Source organism: Pseudomonas sp. Sample_16 (genome assembly GCF_004307665.1).
Classification (GTDB): Bacteria; Pseudomonadota; Gammaproteobacteria; order Pseudomonadales; family Pseudomonadaceae; genus Aquipseudomonas.
This window is the reverse complement of sequence record NZ_RCOB01000017.1, coordinates 1-18,141: the sequence shown is the minus strand read 5'-3', so window position 1 is coordinate 18,141 and position 18,141 is coordinate 1. Positions and strand designations below refer to the sequence as shown.

Sequence of the window (18,141 nt, the reverse complement as noted above, 5' to 3'; positions counted from 1 at the left end):
GAAAACGAGCCGCCGGGGCGGCCCGTCATTGCCACGGTTTTATGCGAAAACCTTGTTGGCAGTGCGATCCCAACCACCGGTGACGTTACCGCCGCCCTGGCCATCTGCACGGCTCTGCTGGGTGTAGGTGGTCTTGATGCGAGCGAAGTTGAAGCTGATTTCTTCGATCGGCAGGTCGCCAACCGCTTTGTCTTCGCCGTTCTGGCTGCCACCGGCGACCGCTTTGACCGAAGACACCACGACTTCTTCCAGGTTGATGGTCAGGTAGGTCACCTTGTCACCACCAGCGCGGTTCACATTCAGTTGGATCTTGGCGATGTGCGTGCCTTTGCAGCAGGCTTCGAACAGCTTGGCAGAAGCCTTGTCCACGGCTTTGCGGATGCTGAAGTCGCTCAGCGCTACACGCTCAGACGAAGCACCGCCCGACGAACTGGCTGTCGCGGAGGTGGCCTGGGTTGCGCCGTACTCGTAGCCGAGCACTTCGATCCAATCCTTGTGTTTGTCGTCCAGTACTTCACCAGGAATGCCGTCGATCTGGATGTATGCGTCAAATGCCATTTTTAGTTTCTCCTTACCTTCATTTAAAGGTTGTCACCTGCAAACAGATCACAGCCCTTCGTTTAAACCTCTTTGAAACGATCAAGAGAGGTGTGTTACGCCAGCCCGGGATTGGCCCGGGTAGCGGTTTTTCTTCATTGCACGTGGCGTCTCAATTGAGTGCCCGTACTTCGATTTCTACCCGCCGGTTAGGCTCCAGGCACTGAATCAGCTGAGCCCTTGGCTGCTGCATATCGCACCTGACCAAAGGCTTGGTGCTGCCTTCGCCGACGGCTTCCACCAGCTCGCCGGGAACGCCTTTGCCCACCAGGTAGGTCTTGATGGTTTGTGCCCGCTGCTTGGATACCTGCAGGTTGCCTTGTGGGTCGCCGAGTTGATCGGCGTGCCCGGCGATAATGATTTTGCCGATGTTGGGTGTGCTCAGAAGCTTGCCGGCGATCGCGCTGAGCTGGCTTTGACCCTCGGTCTTCAGGCTCTGGAAGTCGGCGCGGGCAAAGGCGAACAAGGTGTCCGACTCCAGCGTGATGGTCTCGATCGAGCGCAACGACTGGGTGAGCAAACTGTTGATGTAGTTGCGTGAGCTGGAGATCAGGAACGCGTTGTCGAGGATCCGTGGCACGTCCGGCTCGTGAATCTGATCGCTGTAGAAATTGATCTGCCGGCTGGCGAACTCATAGTCCTGATTCGAGGTGGCGACGGCGGCACTGCCAACCTGGCGGGCAATCGCCGGATACCAGTAATCCGGAATTTTCGCTTTCAGGAACCCAGGGTCGGCCTTGTCTCGTTGTGCGCGCGACAACATGACGTAGGTGTCCAGCGTCGACTTGCCGAATGCGGCGATGGACTGCGCCCTGTTGTCATTGGGCAACGCTTTCGACTCGACGCTGTCCACGCCAGTCACCGGCATCAGCTCTTTGGCGTTGCGCTGATAGACCTTGAGCGTGGTCAGCAGATACAACGAGCGCGTCAGGTTGTCGGCCGTGGGTTTGAGCATCACGGTTTCCAGCCGATTGAAATACTGGCCGCGTACCACTGGCTCTACCTTGTGGCCTTGGTATAGCCCCAGGCGCAGGCGCAGTGGCACGCCATCGTCGTGATGCTGCGCATAGTAATGTGCGGTCCACAAACGCAGGCGATCGAGGGTTTGCCAATCGGTGTACTGCCCGCTGGCCGAGTGATCGTCGGCACTGGCCTGGGTCAGCTCTGCCGAGATGCTTTGCAGGGTGTCGCGGTTATTGACGTACGACCAGCTCAACAGGCTGCACAGCAGCACCGCGACCAGACCGGCACCACCGATCCATGCCGCTTTGCGCCGACGCTCGCGATGATTGGTGGTGTACAGCGCCACCAGGTGTTGATCGGGAATGATGACTTTGCGGAACAGACTGTTGATGAACAACGGTCGTGGTTGCGCGTTGCCGTTGGCGATCTCCAGATCCTGTTCAAGCGAGAATCGCTCGGTCACCTGGCGCGCGTGTCCGCCCATTTCCGGTTGGTCGGCATCGAGGGCACTGGTGAAATAAAAGCCACGCAGCAGCTCTGCATTTTGATAAGGGTTGGCGCGCAACAACGCATCGACGAACAGCTGCAGCCGTGGCTTGAGTGCCGCCAGCTCCAGCGGGAAGCGGTACACCGCCGAATCCTGGCGGGTGATCTGAATGTCCTGCGTCACCAGTTGCTGGCTCGCCACTTGTTGCCAGTAGCCGATCAGCTCGTCCATCGCGACGCCGAAGCGCTGACCCCAATCAGCCTGCTCGTAGCCCTTGTGGGAAAAGGTCTTGCCCATGACTTCGCCGCGCGCGGTTTCGTCCAGCTGGCGATAGAAGGGCGCGAAACCCGGCACCAGGTCGCACTTGGTAAACACCAGGTAAACCGGCAGCCGCACTTCCAGCAGGGCATGGGTTTCCTGAATGCGTTCGCGCAGGCGCTTGGCGATACGTTCCTGGTCTTCCAGCGAGGATTGCAGGATGTCGTGGATGCTGACGGTGACGATCAGGCCATTGAGTGGCCGGCGTTGCCGATGCTGGCGCAGCAATTGAAGGAAGGCCCGCCATTTGCCGGCCTCTTCCTGGTTGTTCATGTAGCGACCGGCTGTGTCCAGAAGGACCGCTTCGGAGCTGAAGAACCAGTCGCAATTGCGTGTGCCACCCAGACCGGCGACGCGCACGCCCTCACGCTCGGCGTAGGGAAAATTGAGCCCCGACTGGTAGAGCATGGTGCTTTTGCCCGCTGCTGGCTGCCCGACCACCAAGTACCAGGGCAGGGCATACAGTGCATCTTTGGCATTGCTGCCCCGAGGCTTGTTGCTGTGCAAACGTTCGATGCTTTGCAGCAGTCTTTCGCGCAACAGGCTCACTTCTTCGCGATCGGCCGGGCTCGCATTCAGCACGGCCTGATCGGCATCCTCTCGCAACAATCCTTCGAGGTTGTGATGTCGGGACACGCCTCGGTAAAGCAGCAGCACATAGCCGGCCGACAGCAACAGGAACACGCCAATGCCCGTCAGCAGACTGTTGAGCGAACTGAAATCAAACGCACGCCCGATGCCCCACACCACGAAGATCGTGAGGAAAAAGCACACCCCGAGAATGTAGGGTTGATAGCGCAGGAAGTAATATTTGATCTTGTTCATACGGACTTCGAATCCAGGGCATCGACAAAACGGTCGATAACGTCACCCAGTGGGCGGTCGATTTCGGGAAAGGCGTGTTTGCGGTGGTGCTCGTCGAAGGCATCGAAAGAGGCCAGTACGTCGTAGCTTTGCGACCGCTCACTGATACCTGTCAGCACGCGATAGGCATCGCTGGTGTGGCGTGAGGCAAAACAGATCAGCCTGGGGCGCATGAAGTCGTCGGCCAGCAGACTGACCTGCGGCACCGCGCGTTCAAGGGACATTTGCGTCAGCCATGTGACCCATAAGTCGGCGGTCGGATTCTTCAGGCCTCTTTCCGCGGGCAAGGGCAGGGCGATGCCGATAGGTGTCGCGTCAGCCAGGTGCCGTCTGAAGGCCAGAAGCCGGGTCAACACGGCATTGCTGACGAACTCCGGGTAGGCACCTTCGAGCGCGGTACTGATATCGCGCAGATTGAAATTCACCAGAAACTTGTCATGCACGCGCCGGAACAACTCGAAGTCCTGTCCTTGCAATGGACGCAAGGCCTTGATGCGTTCGAACAGCACCGACGTGCTTTCACCCTGGACGGCCATGTGCAACAAGGGCCTGATCTGTCCGCTGAACAGTTCGCCGAGGGTGAACGGATTGACCAAAGGCTCGGCCTCGCTGGCCTTGAGCGTCTGGAAAATGAAAAACGGATAGCGGCGTCCGCTCGAATCCTTGGAACTGATCAGCCCGCCCAGCAACCAGTTACCGCTGCGTGCGCGATAGCTGAAAAAACATACCGGCAACGCATCGAACAGTCCGCGCCAATCCTCGCGGTGTTGCAAGGCGGCGAGAGCGCCTTGCAACCAGCCGTCGAACTCGCAGACGTCATCGCCTGCGCCTTGCAGGCTGACGAAGTCCGGGCTCGCGGGGACTTTTCCGAAGCAGCCGATCATTGGCCGGATCCCTGATTCAAGGTTCGGCTGCTCACAACGGACGACCTTCTTTGGCGTTGAGCGCACTCAAGGCTTTGACGTTGGCCAGGTCCGTCAACTTGACGCCGCCGTAGTTGCGCACGGCGAGGCTGACCGGGCCGCTGTTGGTGTTCCAGCTGAAACGTTGCTGGATACCGTCGAGATCGCTGACCCTTGCGCTGTCGTTCATGCGCAGCAGGCCCCAACGGCCCGGGTAATCGAACACCGTGATGCGCTCGCCGGTCAGGGTCACCACATCCAGGCGTGCGCCGGGAGTGGTGGTCGTGCCCGGCCATGAGAACCGGCTCCAGCTGGTCTTGCCGTTCCGGTAGTGCTGCACCTGGCCATCGAGGGTGAAGATGATGTCGGTCAGGTTGGCAGAGGGTTCGAGCATGATTTCGAAGCCGTTGTCGCGGTCCGACAGACTGGCGATCACCTGGCCCAACGAGCTGGCCTTGTCGATGCTGTTGACCATGTTCGGGTTGACCAGCGGCGTTGCCTTGCTGTCGCTTCCCATTCCCAGGCCTTCGCCACCGGACAGGTTGCCAATCTCGTTACGCTTGAAGTTCGGCAGCAGCCCGGATTCCGGATCGACAAAACGCTGCAGGTCCTTGACCGATGCTTCGTTGCGGCTGCCGGCGGCAATCGGATAACGGTGGGCCATCACCTGTTCCCATGGCTTGGCAATCTGCTGTGCCCAGGCTTTGGCAATCTGTTGGCCGGCCGGGTCGCGCAGGGTTTCCCAGGCAAACTGGATCGGCAGGCTGAACAAACCCTGCAACGCAGTGGACAGGCCGCCCTGACTGGTGTCGACAGTGGTCTCGACGTAGTTGCGCACGTTGGTCACTTCGCTTGGCAGCCCTTCGAGGGTTTCGCTGATCAGCTGCTTGCTGCTTTTGCCGACGTCCTGGGAGCGCTGGATGTTGTTCATCCGCACCTTGAGTTTGCGCAAGGCCGCCAGGTATCGATCCATGATCGTACTGTCGGCGCCTTCGGCGTTTTGCACGGCAAACACACGTGACACAGGCTCGAAGCGTTTCGCCAGACTGCCGTCGTCAACCGCCGGCAAAGGCGATATCAGCGTGCTTGGCGAGGCATTCTTGCCATCGAGAATACCGCTGACGCTGCTCCAGAATCCGTCGTCAGGCTTGATGCCTGCTGGCAGGGTTTCCCGCGAGGCAGGGACATCCCACTGGGTGTTGTCGTTGACCGCCGCCAGGAGAATTTTCACCGGCGAATTCTGCACATCGCTGAGCAGTGACAGTTGTTGGGTTGCATTGGCCATGTCAGTGAAATGGCGAACGCCGACGCTGTCGATCAGGGTGTACCAGGCCTGTGTGTAGTCGCGCTTGTAGCGCGTCATGAACTCACGGATGAAATTGGCTTTCTGCACGATGCTGTCGGCGCCTTCGCCGTCGAGCACCCAGTCCGATTCATTCTGCAGATTGCCCGACACCAGTTTGATCAGCTCCGGCTTGACGAATTGCTCCCAGCCCTGACGGGTGAAAATCGCCGGCACCGCTTCTGTGCCGTAGAGCAACTGTCGGCCTGGCAAGGGCACCAGATCGCTCAAGCCGACCGCCGGGAACTGGCGACTGGATTCCAATTGCAGGCGCAGGTATTCGCGGTCCACCAGCGAACTGGAAATCATGAAGGACTTCAGGCTGTTGCGGGTCTCACTGATGAGCTGTTCATTGCGTGACAAGGTCGGCGCCTGACCGGTCTTGAGCAGCTGCACATACACCGGCGCGTTGTCCTGGATCACCGCGCTGCTGACCGCGTTGTCGCTGCTGGCCGTGTTGGCCCAGGCGACCGGTAATGCAGCACTCACGAATTCGGGATCCGGATGCGTGGCGGGTTGGGTCAGCATCAGGTAGAGCTTGAGTGCGTTGTAAGACTCGATGATCGACGCAACCTGGCGCTCATCCAGCCGTCCCAACATTTCTTCGGACAGTGAAAGCCCGCCGGTAGTCGCCGACAGTTCAGCGGCATCGCTCGCCGTGGCAGGGTTGCGCAGCGCTGTCAGGGCTTCGCCGCGAGCCTTGTTTGCAATTCCCCTGGCGGCGCCATTGAGGCGGCCGGCGACATCACCGGTGCTGCGCGGCAGGTTGTTCAGGCGGGTCGGCAGTTTCTGCCCCTGCGCACGGGCTTTGGCTGAGCCGGTTTTGGACGTCGCAGGGGCAAAGTTGTTCTGCGGGTCCATGGTTTTTGCAAACTCATTGAACGCGCGCATCTGCAATTGCAATTGCAGGGTGATCGGTTCCAGCGCCTGAGTGCGCAGTTGCTGCAAGTAGGCGGTTTGTGCAACGCGGTAGACATCGTCACCCCGGTACAGGCCGGCGCCGAGTTGCAGCGGCACGCCTTTGGCTCGGTGCTTCTCGATGGCGGTGAGTTGCTCGCGCAGCAGTTCCAGGCCGTGGCCCGACGCGAGCAGCCGCGTGCTGTCCGGCGATTGTTGCAGTTCGGTCAGTTGCTCGCGCAGTGTCGCCAGCCACTGACGGTTGTTCTGGAACGACAGGGTTTGCCAGCCGATGAACGCGAGTCCCGCCATTACCGCCAGACCCAGCAGGGCAGGGCTGGCGGACTTGTTCTTGCCGAATCGCGACTGGTAGAGGGTCAAGTCGCGATCCGGGAAAATCACCCGACGGAACGTATCGGTGATGAAGTAGCTGCGGTCGCTGATTTTCCGGCTGCTGCCTTGCGCCTGTTTGTCGTGCTCGGGGGCGGGCTGCAAGGCGAACGACTCAGCCAGATCATCTTCATACACCTGGCTCAGTTGCTGGTCGGTCTGCAGGGCACTGGTGAAATAGAGTCCGCGCAGCAACAGTGGCGCACCACTGCGACGGGTTTCGGCGAAATGCTGGAGAAATTGCTCGAGCACGCCCGACAGCTCGGCGAAATAGTTGGGGAAGTTCAGCAGCGCGCTATTGGCATCGGCGCCCAACGCAATCATCTGGGCATCGACGTGGCGACGGATATGGCTGTGCAGGTTGGCCAGCTTGGCATCCAGCACCGGACGCAGGCCCTGGTTGCGGATCTCCGACAAACCGAAGGTCATGCCCAGCGGTTGTTGCCGTTCGTTCAGGTCCAGGCCTTCAAACGCCTGGCTGAACCCCGGCAGCTGATCAGTCTTGCTCAGCATCAGGTAAATCGGCGGGTTGACCTCCAGGCAATCGTTGTATTCCTCGATGCGTGAGACCAGTTGTGCGGCGAGCTCGTTGCGCTCGGCAGCACTGCACGCCAGCAGTTCCGGCAGGCTCACCACCAACACCAGACCATTGACCGCGGCCTTGCTGCGTTGTTTTTTCAGCATGCGCAGGAAAGCGGCGAATTCGCTGGCCGACGTGTCGTCCCGCAGATAACGGCCGGCCGTATCGATCATCACGGCCTCAGGGCTGAAATACCAATCGCAGTGTTGCGTACCGCTTTCGGTGTCGTTGGCACTGCTGGCAATGTTCGCCGACAGCCCCGAGCGGGTCAGCAATGAGGTCTTGCCCGCGGCCGACATGCCGATGACCAGGTACCACGGCAAATCGTAAAGCGCCGACGAACCGCCGCCGCCAGCCGAACGATCAGCGCGCAGCATGGCGATGGCGTGCTTGAGCCGCTCGCGCAGCACTTGCTGATCTCGGAACTCACCGGTGGAATTGAGCGACCGGTCGACTTCGATCTGCACCAGGTTTTCGAGGTTGTGTTCAGCCCGGATACGCTTGTACTGACGCAGCACAATGATCAGCAGGTAAAAGGCGCTGACGATCGCCATCGTCTCCAGCGCATAACCGCGCAGCCAACTCACCCGCGGGGCCACGAACCAGCTGACCGCCAGGCTGATCAGCCACAGGACGGGGATGAGAAACCAAAAACTTTTCAACAAACGCAATAATGTCTTCATGTCTTCCTGACTCGGTTACCTGACCTGTGCTCAGGCACTGAACAGCTGGCTGATTTGTTCGGACAGCGCGGCGACTTCTTTGCCCAGCAGCCAGTCCAGCGTCAGGTAAACACCTGCGCAGACCAGCGCAATCAGCGCCAGGTAGAGCCAAAGCGGAACTTCATGACGCAGCATCTGCGAAACCTGGTCTGGCAGTGCCCAGTCGGGCGAGAGTGCCTTGGGCGTCTTGCGAAACCGCGCGATGTCCTGGCCCAGGGTATTGGCCAGGTAACGCAATTGGTCCTTTTGCCCGATGCTGAATTTGCCTTCGAAACCCAATGCCAGGCACAGGTGGTAAACCTCGAGTACATCGAGGTTCTGTTTGACGTCGCCGCGCAACGAATCGATTTTTTCGAAGAAACCTTCACCGGCCAGGTGCACGCCGAAGTAGCGGAATTGCAACGGCTGCAATTCAAAGTGGCGGCGCAACTCGTTGTCGCCGGAGCGCAGCACGCTTTCATCGAGGAACGCACACAGCGCGTACTGGGTGTCTTTGACCTGTTCAACGCTGTAGTCGGCACTGCGCGCTTCACGCTCCAGTGTCTTGAAGAAAGCGTCGACGCTCGCTTCAAAGGCGCTGACCGAGGTCACTTGCCGACCCTTGCGCACGATCAGCGCCATGCTGATGAAATCCTGCACCAGGTCTTTGAGCGTCGGTTTTTCGCTGGCAGCCGCAACGGCGCCTTGCAGTACGGCTTCGGTCATTTGAGTACCGCCATCAGTTCAAGCTTGAGGTTGGTGAACGCGCTGGGCGCATAGAAAGAAATGGCCTGGGCACTCATCATGCGTTCGTAGACCCGGCCATGGGGCTCGATGGAGAAATAGTGATTGTCCAGTCGCACCGGGATCGCATTGGGCAGGCGCGTCGAGTGGTTGAGCGTGACGCCCGGCATGGCGCTGTTGACCACCACTTCGATGTCCTCCGGCGAGCCGACCTTGAACGCCCGCGGCACCAGTTCCAACAGGCTTGCGCCTGGCATGTCGGCATGCACGGAAATGTAGAAATCCGCCTCTGCCAGCCGTGGATCGTGCAACTGCCCTTGCCAGTACGAGGGCTTGGTCTGCGTCAGGTTGATCACCACGCACTGGTTCGGCACGACGTTGTCGAGCAGCACGCGAATCATTTCGTCGAGCTTGACCAGCGAGGCCGCCGGGTCGTGGTGGTCGTACTCGGGAATGTCGTTGAGCTGCGTATCCAGCGAAAACGTCAACAGGCCGCCGGCGAGTTCGGCCAGGAACAGGTACAAACGTTCGGGATGCAAACGCGGGTGCGCGAGCAAATGCGCCAGGCTCGGGTGGGCGCGGTTCACCGTGTTCAGCAGCCAGAACAGGGTCACGTCGCTGGAACCGAACTCGGCGATCTGGTCCGCGCGCTCGCGACGGCGACCGGACAACGCCTTGCTCTTGGATTGCAATGCACCGAGCAAACGCTTGCCCAGCCCGACCAGGGTGTCGTGGGTGCCCAGGTGCAGCGTCGGGTGCACAAAATGCCCGTCGAGGTTGAAGCCGCCGATGTTGTTGCGTGACAGCCGGGCAATCGGGCACCAGGTGTAGCCATCAAGGTTGTCGCCGTCGATCAGCATCACCACGTTCAGGCGCAGGCTGGTGATTTCGTTTTCCAGGTCGCCTTCGTTGAGGTCCGGCAGGGTGTCGAACTGCTTGCGAAAGCGTCGTCCGGTCTTTTGTTCCTGGCCGTCTTCAACGTAATTCAGGCCGAAGGGCTCTGGCAGTTTCAGCGCGGCGTAGACCTTCAGGTCGTTTCCCTTGAGCAGGTCTTTCAAGTCACGGGCCGCGGGCAACGGATCATGCTGCGGCGCGTCGAACAGGCTGCCATCGGGAAACACCAGCTTCAGCCGTTTGAGCTGCAAGGAACCGGTGGCGAGGGCTTCCTCGTCCACTTCCAGCAACTGCACGCCCCAGTGAAAGGGCGTATTGCGCAGCGTCGCCTGCGCCAGCTGATGCTGGTGGAACTCATCCTGATACTGGAAATGTTGTGGCAAAAGGAACATGCCTTCGGACCACATCACCCGGCTTTGCTTACTCATTGAGCGCCTTCCAAAAATGAATTCAATTTCGAGTCCAGCGCTTTTTGCGCGGAACTGGCCGCTTTGTCCTGGGCCTTTTCGATCACGACGTCCTGAACCCGTTCGGCCAGCGTCGGCTGGACCTGCTGGTCGGGCAGGGTGTAGGCCTTGGCGAGCTGCTCTTCGGTCTTGGGTTTGTTCAGCACGTCGACGCCGCTGACGGCGGACACCGTGTTGTTGTCCACCAGCACCCGCAGGCCATCGGAAGAGAACCAGATGCCGTCCTTGCGCAACGAATTGGCGTCAAACGCGACCTTCCAGCGGCTGTTTTCCTCCGAGCGGAAAAAAGCCGCGACGCCGACATAACCTGCGGCTTTGTTCAGTGGCCACTTGTCGACCTGACCCATACCCGGCAGCAAAGTGATTTCACGGTTCTCGATCAGGGTATTGCCGAGGGCTTTTTGCGGGTCGTCCCACAACGAATCCGCGTCAACCGATGAAAAGCGCTCCAGAGAAGTCAGCTGGTAGACCCGCAGCACCACCGAAAGCGGTTTGCCGGAGGCGTCGGGGTTGAGCTGGTTGCCGCCGTCGGACGTCAGGATGACTTTTTCGCTGTCATCGAACAGCATGTCGCCGGCCCACGTGTCGTCGACCCGCTTGCCGACCCGGTCGGTGACGCCACACGCCGTCAGCGCCAGCATCACCGCCACCGCCGTCAGGCATTTAGCCAATGCCGTTTTCGCGGGCTGCTTCCCTGTTTGTCTGTTATCCATGACCGCTACCTGTAAATGCTCGATCAGCACAGGCGATAGGCGAAGTCGCCGTCGCTGCCCAATTCGATGTTCAAACTCTGGATCGGTTTGTCCTGCGCCATTCGCTCCAGTACCCGCTGCGCGAGTTCCGGCATCAGGGTCTTGGACAAAATGTTGTCGATGTTGCGGGCGCCGCTGTCGACTTCCGTGCAGCGCGAGGCAATGGCTTTGACCAGCGCCTCGTCATAGCTCAGGACGGCCTGATGATTGCGCTCGAAGCGCTGGCGAATGCGCTCCAGCTTGAGTGCGACGATGCGCTCCAGAATCGCGTCCTTGACCGGGTAGTACGGGACGATGGTCAGGCGGCCGAGGAAGGCTGGCTTGAATACCTGATTCAGCTCGTCACGCAGTCCTTCGACGATGGCTTCGGGCGTCGGTTGCGGCTGGGCATTGAGGCACCACTGCATGATGCGGTCGGTGCCGGTGTTGGACGTGAGGATGATCACGGTATTGCGGAAGTTGATCTCGCGACCCTCACCGTCATCCAGCACGCCTTTGTCGAACACCTGGAAAAACAGTTCGAGCACGTCCGGGTGGGCCTTTTCCACTTCATCGAGCAGCACCACGCTGTACGGCTTGCGCCGCACGGCTTCGGTCAGTACGCCGCCCTCGCCATAACCGACATAACCCGGCGGCGAGCCCTTGAGGCTGGAAACCGTGTGGGCTTCCTGGTACTCGGACATATTGATAGTGATGACGTTACGCTCACCGCCGTACAGGGTGTCCGCCAGCGCCAGTGCGGTTTCGGTCTTGCCGACGCCGCTCGGGCCGAGCAACAGGAACACGCCGATCGGTTTGTTCGGGTCTTCCATGCGGGCGCGGGAAATCTTGATGCGCTTGCCGATTTCATGCAGCGCGTGGTCTTGTCCGAGTACCCGCTCAGCCAGCAGTGCAGGCAGGCGCTGCACGGTTTCGATTTCGTCGCGCAGCATCTTGCCCAGGGGAATGCCGGTCCAGCCGGAAATCACTTCACCGATGGTGCCGCCATCCACCAGGGCATGCACCAGCGGTTGCTCGCCCTGGACGCTGGCCAGTTCGGCGCGTACGGCGGCAATCTCAATGGCATCGGGTGATTGATTCTCGGGGTGGCTGAGGGCACCGAGTTGCTCCACCAGTTGCAGCTCGCGTTGCCATTGTTGTTCGAGGGCGTCGCGGGTCTGCTGCTCATTCTGCAACTCGGCATTGAGGGCGGTCAGGCGTCGGGCGTGGTCGCTGCCTTTGGCGGCTTCCTGTTCAAGGACCGAAATTTCCGCCTGCAAGTTGTCGATCTGACGCTTGCAGTCTTCCAGCGGTCCCGGCTGCGCCGATTGCCCCAAGGCAACCCGTGCGCAAGCGGTGTCCAGCACACTGACGGCTTTGTCCGGCAACTGGCGCCCGGTGATGTAGCGATTGGACAGGCGCACGGCCTGCACCAGTGCTTCGTCCATCACCGTGACGTTGTGGTGCTCCTGCATCTTCGCCAGCAAGCCGCGCAGCATGTGGATCGCCTTGTCTTCGTCCGGCTCTTCGACCTTCACCACCTGGAAACGGCGGGCAAGGGCGGCATCCTTCTCGAAGTACTTCTTGTACTCGGCCCAGGTGGTCGCCGCGATGGTGCGCAGTTCGCCGCGAGCCAGGGCTGGCTTGAGCAGGTTGGCGGCATCGTTCTGCCCGGCCTGACCGCCCGAACCGATCAGGGTGTGCGCTTCGTCGATGAACAGAATGATCGGATGCAGGCTGCGCTTGGTTTCTTCGATGACCGACTTGAGACGGTTTTCGAATTCGCCCTTCACGCCGGCACCGGCCTGCAACAGGCCCAGATCCAGGGTGTGGATGGCGACGCCCTTGAGTACCGACGGCACGTCACCTTGAATGATGCGCAGCGCCAGGCCTTCGACCACGGCGGTTTTGCCGACGCCGGCTTCACCGGTCAGGATCGGATTGTTCTGGCGGCGGCGGGTCAGGATGTCGACCATCTGCCGCACTTCGAACTCCCGGCCCAGCACCGGGTCGATCCGGCCTTCGCGAGCGCTTTGCGTGAGATTGATGGTGTACTGATCGAGGGCCGGCGTCTTGCCGTTGCCTTTAACCGGGCTGCTGCTCACACCGCCAGTGGTGTCCAGTGGTTTGGCCTGTTGCGACTCGGCGCTGCCTTCTACCAACGCGTTGAGATTCACGCGCAGATCGTCGGCGTTGATCTTCTCCAGCTCGGCCGCACCCGCGATCACCACCCGGCGCAGCTCGTCGTCATCGAGCAAGGCCTGCAGCAGATGACCGGTGCGGATCTGTGCCTGGCCGAACTCGATGGACGCCAGGACCCACGCCTGCTCGATCATGCGAGTCAGGTGCGGGGACAGTGCCGGGGTGCGAGAATTGCCTTTTTTGAAAGTCCCCAGTGCCGTCACCAATTGCGCCTGCAAGCGCTCGGGCACCACATCGTAATGACGCAGGATCGCCGGCAGGTCGTTATCGCTGCTGTCGAGCAACTGCAACAACAGATGCTCGACTTCAACGTCGTAGTGGTGTTCCGACAGACAAAGCGCCGCGGCGCTCTCGGTGGCAGTGCGGCTGGTGTCGTTCAGCTTGGCGAACAGGGACTTCAGGTTCACAGGGAGACCCCATCAAAAGGAATGTGGAAGAGCGCGCAACGGGAGGGTTCCACGTCGACGCCTGGTCGTTTGAGCCAGCCGAGCCGGCCCAGTGAGACGTTGCCCTGGCGACCAAGGCGGGCGACGGGTACGGCTTGGGTCTTGAGCTTGGGCGCCAGTTGGAAGTCGAGTTCCGCACCGACATAGAAACGCACCAGTTCGAGCAATTTCTGGTAGTCGACGGCGCCTGGCTGCAAGCGTTGATAGTCGGCCAGTTCCAGTGGTGCGGTTTCGATGCGCACGCACGACTGGTAATCCCAGACCCGGTTACCGGCGACCGCGCTTTGCCCTAGCACGGCGTTCTTGCGGCCCAGTTGCGTGCATTGGCTGGCTTCGAGCTTCAGCCAGCGACCGGCGAACGGCTTGACCTTGAACGGCAGCGAAAAATAGAAGCTGAGCATCACTTCCAGGTTCAACGCATTGCGTGGTTTCTGGGCGAACAGGCCGGAGAAATAGCTGAACAGTTCGCGGCGCAGGGGCGAGCCTTGTTTGTCGAATTTCTGTTTCTGCGCCTCCGGGCCGAAGCCCACCAGGTTGAGCAGATAGCGGTCGAAATCCGAGCTGCCGTTGCGTTCGTACTCGATGTAAAACTTGTACTTTTGCCAGGCCTCGTAAAACAGCGTGGTCATGCGGTGCGAAAAGATGTCGAGGAAGGCGTGCGCTGCATCATCCCGATACTGGATGTGTCGCTCGATCAACAGCTCGGTGTATGGGCGCGGCAACACACCCGACGGCCCCACCAGTCCCATGAACGTGACTTGCACCTCGGACAGCGGCAGGCCAGCCACGGACACCTTGCCTTCGCGCTCAAACTGCAAGTCGCTGACTTCACTGGCCGGGAAGTTGAGCGACAGCTGCGAGCGAAAACGCAAAGGGTCTTCGTGCGGACGGGTTTGCAGGTCCATGCGCCCGGTTCTGCTGTAATGCAGGCGAAGCAAGCGCACCAATTGGAAAAACTCGAATCGGTGCGGCTCAGCCCGTGCCTGGTCAATCAGACCAGAGGTTGATCGCCGGTTCGCGGTGGCCATTGGACGACTCTCTTTTCGCGCTGCAAGGTGCGAAGGGTTAATTGGGTAAAACTGTTCATGGAGCAGTACTGACCAAAGAAGTGGTCGAGCACCATGCCGAACAAAAACACACCGCTGCCGGTGTATTGGCTTTCATCGAAATTGAGGGTGATACCGACGCCTCGAACGAAGTTCGGCCGCGGGTGGCCGATGCGTGCGACCACCGGTTCGCTGCTCACCGAGACGATGCCGTTGATCTGTTTGCGAATGGCCGACACGTTGCGGTAGTTGTAGAGCGACAGCAGCTCCAGCAGCACTTCGCGGCCACGGGACACCAGTGACATGTGGTTCAGCGACAGGTGCGAAATCAGTCGCCAGATCACCCCGTTGCCCAGCGGTACACGAACAGTGGCGGTGGGTTTGCGCAGGCAGCGGATGTCCTTGATCACCGAGTTGCCGGGGATATTGAAATCGCCGCGCTCGCCACCGAAAGGCAGCATCAGGGGCAGGTCGCGGTTGCTGCAGGTCAGGCGGATGCTCAACGTATCGTTGTTGGCCTCCAGCAAACCCAATTCGCGATCCACCACGCGGATAAACACGTTCGAGCCATCGCGCTGGCCGGACTGCACCGCGCGGCGCCGGGCAATCCAGAAACTTTGGCCGGGACCTTGATCGCCACGGGGTTCGAAAAACGGATGGCAAGTGCCGACCTGATCGATACCGCCGACCTTGCGCACGCGCCGTACGCGATCGATCGACACCACTTCGGCCGAGCTTTGCAGGCGCACATCCGGCGTCACCGCGTACTCGTGCTGAGCGTGGGTCAACTTGATTGGCTCGGCCTGCTGGCGGAACAGGTTGATGATCGGCGTGCAGTTGAGCTTGAAGTTATTACGCCCGATATTTTGCGTCAGACGCGCCAGGCGATCGCTGAGGTCGTAGTCGGAAAAGTAGAAGTTGACCTCGACTTTCTCGATCTCCTTGCCCGCCAGAATGCGCGCGAACCCAGACAGGTCGAAGAACATGAACTTGTCGGGGAAGGTGAAGTATTCGTGCAGCAAGCGATAACCGAGGAACGAGCGCTCCGAGTAATCCACCAGCCCTTCGTCCAGACCGTAACCGACAGCTTTCAGCGCGTTGGCCGGCAAGACCACCTCGCGGCTGCGCCCCTGATCCTCGAAGCTCAACGTGGCCTTGGCCAGGTTGTTGAACAGCAGCTCGTACAGTTGCAGCATCAACGTGCTTTCGCCGTCGAGGAAAAACCGCAGGCTGTCGAGTTCCATCTTGCCGAACATCACATCGGAGGTCGCTGTCAGGCCGATGCGCAAGCGGGCGACCAGGTCGGCGCTGTGGCCGTTGAATGCCGAGCGCTCCATCTCGATGAACGACGCCTGCTGCACGGCTATTGGCCACAGCTCGACCGGGTAGCAGGTGCGGAATTTACACACCACGCCATCGATCGGGTTGGCACTGAGCTCGGTATGCCGGGGCACACGGAACGCTTCGGTGACCTTTTCCTGTTTGCCCAGGTTGAACTCGACGATCGACATCGACGGGGTAGGGCGCAGGTAATGCGGGTACAGCACTTCGAGAAACGATTCGACGATTTCCGGCAGCTCATCGTCGAGTTTTTTGTGCACCCGCGCAGAGAGAAACGAGAACGCTTCGATCAAGCGCTCGGTGTGCGGGTCTTCGCAGTTATCGCCCTCGATGAGCAACCGCGAAGCGATTTTCGGATACTGGCTCGCAAACTCCTGGCCCAAAAAGCGCAGGTGCGACAGTTCCTTTTCGTAATAGGGCAGCAGATCGTCGAGCATCAGTTGAGGTTCTGCACTTTGTATTCCTGGGTGTTGACCTGCAGCACCGCGTCGAAGGACACCTGACGGGTGATGTCTTGCAGGCGCAGGACCGCGTCCACGCGAAAGGTCAGCATGCGTTGGCCGGTCTGTTGTGCGAGCAGCTGGACTTTTACGCTGCGAAAGCGCCGGTCGCCGACCGTGATCGCCTTCTCCAGCTGCCGCTGGATCAACAGGCGATCTTTCGGATCAAGTACGCTGCGACTGGTGAAATCCGGCATGCCGTAGTCGAGGATGGTGCCGCCCAGATTGACGAAACCGTCCAGCTCGCTGGCGACCAGGGACTGGCGGGTGTTGACCAGAATCTCCAGGTCGCGAACGATGCTGGCCTTGTAATCGGCCAGCGAACACAAGCGTTGCGATGACGCTTCGATGGACTGATGCGGACGATCGTCCAGCAATCGGTCCAGCAGTGATGGCAACAGCTTGTGTTGACTCGTCATATCGCCTTCCTGGCAAAGTGTTCGATCAGCCGCGGGTCGATTGCGGCAATTCAGCAACCAGACGCAACGATGCAGTCAGTTCGTCCAGTTGATAGTGCGGGCGCAGGTACGTCACAGCCTTGTAGACGCCCGGCTTGCCCGGCACCTCGAACACTTCGGCACGCGCTTCGCGCAATGGGAACTTGGCCTTGGCTTCCTGGCTCGCGGTGTCGTCCAGCAACACGTAGCTCGACAGCCACTTGTTGAGGAACAGTTCGACGTCCTTGCGCGAGGCGAAGCTGCCGATCTTGTCGCGCATGATCGCCTTCATGTAGTGCGCGATGCGCGAAGTGGCGAAGATGTACTGCAACTGTGCGGAAAGCCGGGCGTTGGCGTTGGCGATATCGGTGTTGTACTGCTTCTGCTTCTGCGCCGACTGGGTGCCGAAGAACGCGGCGTAGTCGGTGCCTTTGCAGTGCACCAGCGGAATGAAACCGAGGTCCGACAGCTCTTTCTCGCGGCGGTCGGTGATGGCGATCTCGGTCGGACACTTGAGGGCGATTTCACCGTCATCGGTCTTGAATGTGTGGGTCGGCAAACCTTCAACCAGACCACCACCCTCGACACCACGAATTGCCACGCACCAGCCGTAACGGGAGAACGCATCAGTGACCCGAGTGCCCAGTGCGTAGGCGGCGTTCATCCACAGGTACTTGTTGTGGTCGCGTCCGTCGACGCTTTCGACGAAGTTGAATTCCTCGACCGGCGTGGTATCCGGGCCATACGGCAGGCGACCGAGCACGTGGGGCAGGGTCAGGCCGACATAGCGCGAGTCTTCGGAGGCGCGGAACGACTTCCACTTGGCGTATTCGACGGTGTCGAAAATCTTCGCCAGATCCCGTGGCCCGGACATGTCGGTAAACGAATCCCAGCCGAACAGTTCAGGCGAGGCTGCCGAGATGAACGGCGCGTGGGCGGCTGCGGCGACGTGGGAAATCTCTTCGAGCAGGTACATGTCTTCCGGGCTGCGGTTGAACTCGTAGTCACCCAGCAGCATGCCGAACGGTGCACCGCCGAAGGTGCCGTACTCTTCTTCGTAGATCTTCTTGAACAGCGCGCTCTGGTCGAATTCAGAAGCGGCCTTGAGATCACGCACCAGGTCTTTCTTCGACGCGTTGAGCAAGTGAATCTTCAGCGTGGTGCTGGTTTCGGTCTGGTCGACCTGATACTTCAGGCCACGCCAGGACGCTTCCAGCTGCTGGAATTCACTGGCGTGCATCGACGGCCTGCGTCATGGCCTGGTGCGCTATCGCGCGGCGTTGTTGATTGCG

Annotated in this window: 11 protein-coding genes and 1 pseudogene; all 12 read right to left on the bottom strand. The window is 60.2% G+C overall.

What is annotated here, in order from left to right; genetic code table 11:
- Nucleotides 1–39: 39 nt before the first annotated feature.
- Entirely contained in the window at nt 40–558 is a 519-nt protein-coding gene (locus D8U69_RS01980; RefSeq protein ID WP_007978712.1) for a type VI secretion system tube protein Hcp, read from the bottom strand.
- Between the two features lie 151 nt (nt 559–709).
- Nucleotides 710–3,190, bottom strand: coding sequence for a type VI secretion system membrane subunit TssM (tssM, locus tag D8U69_RS01975; RefSeq protein WP_130906577.1), 2,481 nt, complete (start codon nt 3,188–3,190; stop codon nt 710–712).
- Nucleotides 3,187–4,113, bottom strand: a complete 927-nt coding sequence (gene tagF / locus D8U69_RS01970) for a type VI secretion system-associated protein TagF (RefSeq protein WP_130906576.1) — start codon at nt 4,111–4,113, stop codon at nt 3,187–3,189. Before tagF ends, tssM begins: the two co-directional genes overlap by 4 nt.
- 31 nt (nt 4,114–4,144) lie before the next feature.
- On the bottom strand, nt 4,145–8,023 hold the full coding sequence (locus D8U69_RS01965) for a type VI secretion protein IcmF/TssM N-terminal domain-containing protein (protein ID WP_130906575.1): 3,879 nt from the start codon (nt 8,021–8,023) through the stop codon (nt 4,145–4,147).
- A gap of 30 nt (nt 8,024–8,053) precedes the next feature.
- The gene (icmH, locus tag D8U69_RS01960) at nt 8,054–8,767 is read right to left on the bottom strand and encodes a type IVB secretion system protein IcmH/DotU (RefSeq protein ID WP_056856677.1); all 714 of its coding nucleotides are present in this window, start codon (nt 8,765–8,767) and stop codon (nt 8,054–8,056) included.
- The gene (tssK, locus tag D8U69_RS01955; RefSeq protein ID WP_007978722.1) at nt 8,764–10,107 is read right to left on the bottom strand and encodes a type VI secretion system baseplate subunit TssK; all 1,344 of its coding nucleotides are present in this window, start codon (nt 10,105–10,107) and stop codon (nt 8,764–8,766) included. Before tssK ends, icmH begins: the two co-directional genes overlap by 4 nt.
- Nucleotides 10,104–10,859 (bottom strand): type VI secretion system lipoprotein TssJ, encoded by a 756-nt coding sequence (gene tssJ, locus D8U69_RS01950; RefSeq protein ID WP_130904595.1) that lies wholly within the window; start codon nt 10,857–10,859, stop codon nt 10,104–10,106. The genes tssK and tssJ overlap by 4 nt, the downstream gene beginning before the upstream one ends.
- 23 nt (nt 10,860–10,882) lie before the next feature.
- On the bottom strand, nt 10,883–13,486 hold the full coding sequence (gene tssH, locus D8U69_RS01945) for a type VI secretion system ATPase TssH (RefSeq protein WP_130906574.1): 2,604 nt from the start codon (nt 13,484–13,486) through the stop codon (nt 10,883–10,885).
- Nucleotides 13,483–14,553, bottom strand: coding sequence for a type VI secretion system baseplate subunit TssG (gene tssG, locus D8U69_RS01940; protein ID WP_130906573.1), 1,071 nt, complete (start codon nt 14,551–14,553; stop codon nt 13,483–13,485). Before tssG ends, tssH begins: the two co-directional genes overlap by 4 nt.
- Nucleotides 14,517–16,349, bottom strand: coding sequence for a type VI secretion system baseplate subunit TssF (gene tssF, locus D8U69_RS01935; protein ID WP_130906572.1), 1,833 nt, complete (start codon nt 16,347–16,349; stop codon nt 14,517–14,519). The genes tssG and tssF overlap by 37 nt, the downstream gene beginning before the upstream one ends.
- Entirely contained in the window at nt 16,349–16,831 is a 483-nt protein-coding gene (gene tssE, locus D8U69_RS01930) for a type VI secretion system baseplate subunit TssE (RefSeq protein ID WP_056856672.1), read from the bottom strand. Before tssE ends, tssF begins: the two co-directional genes overlap by 1 nt.
- A 25-nt stretch (nt 16,832–16,856) precedes the next feature.
- Nucleotides 16,857–18,089, bottom strand: a pseudogene (gene tssC / locus D8U69_RS01925) (type VI secretion system contractile sheath large subunit); the annotation flags it as partial.
- Nucleotides 18,090–18,141 lie beyond the last annotated feature (52 nt).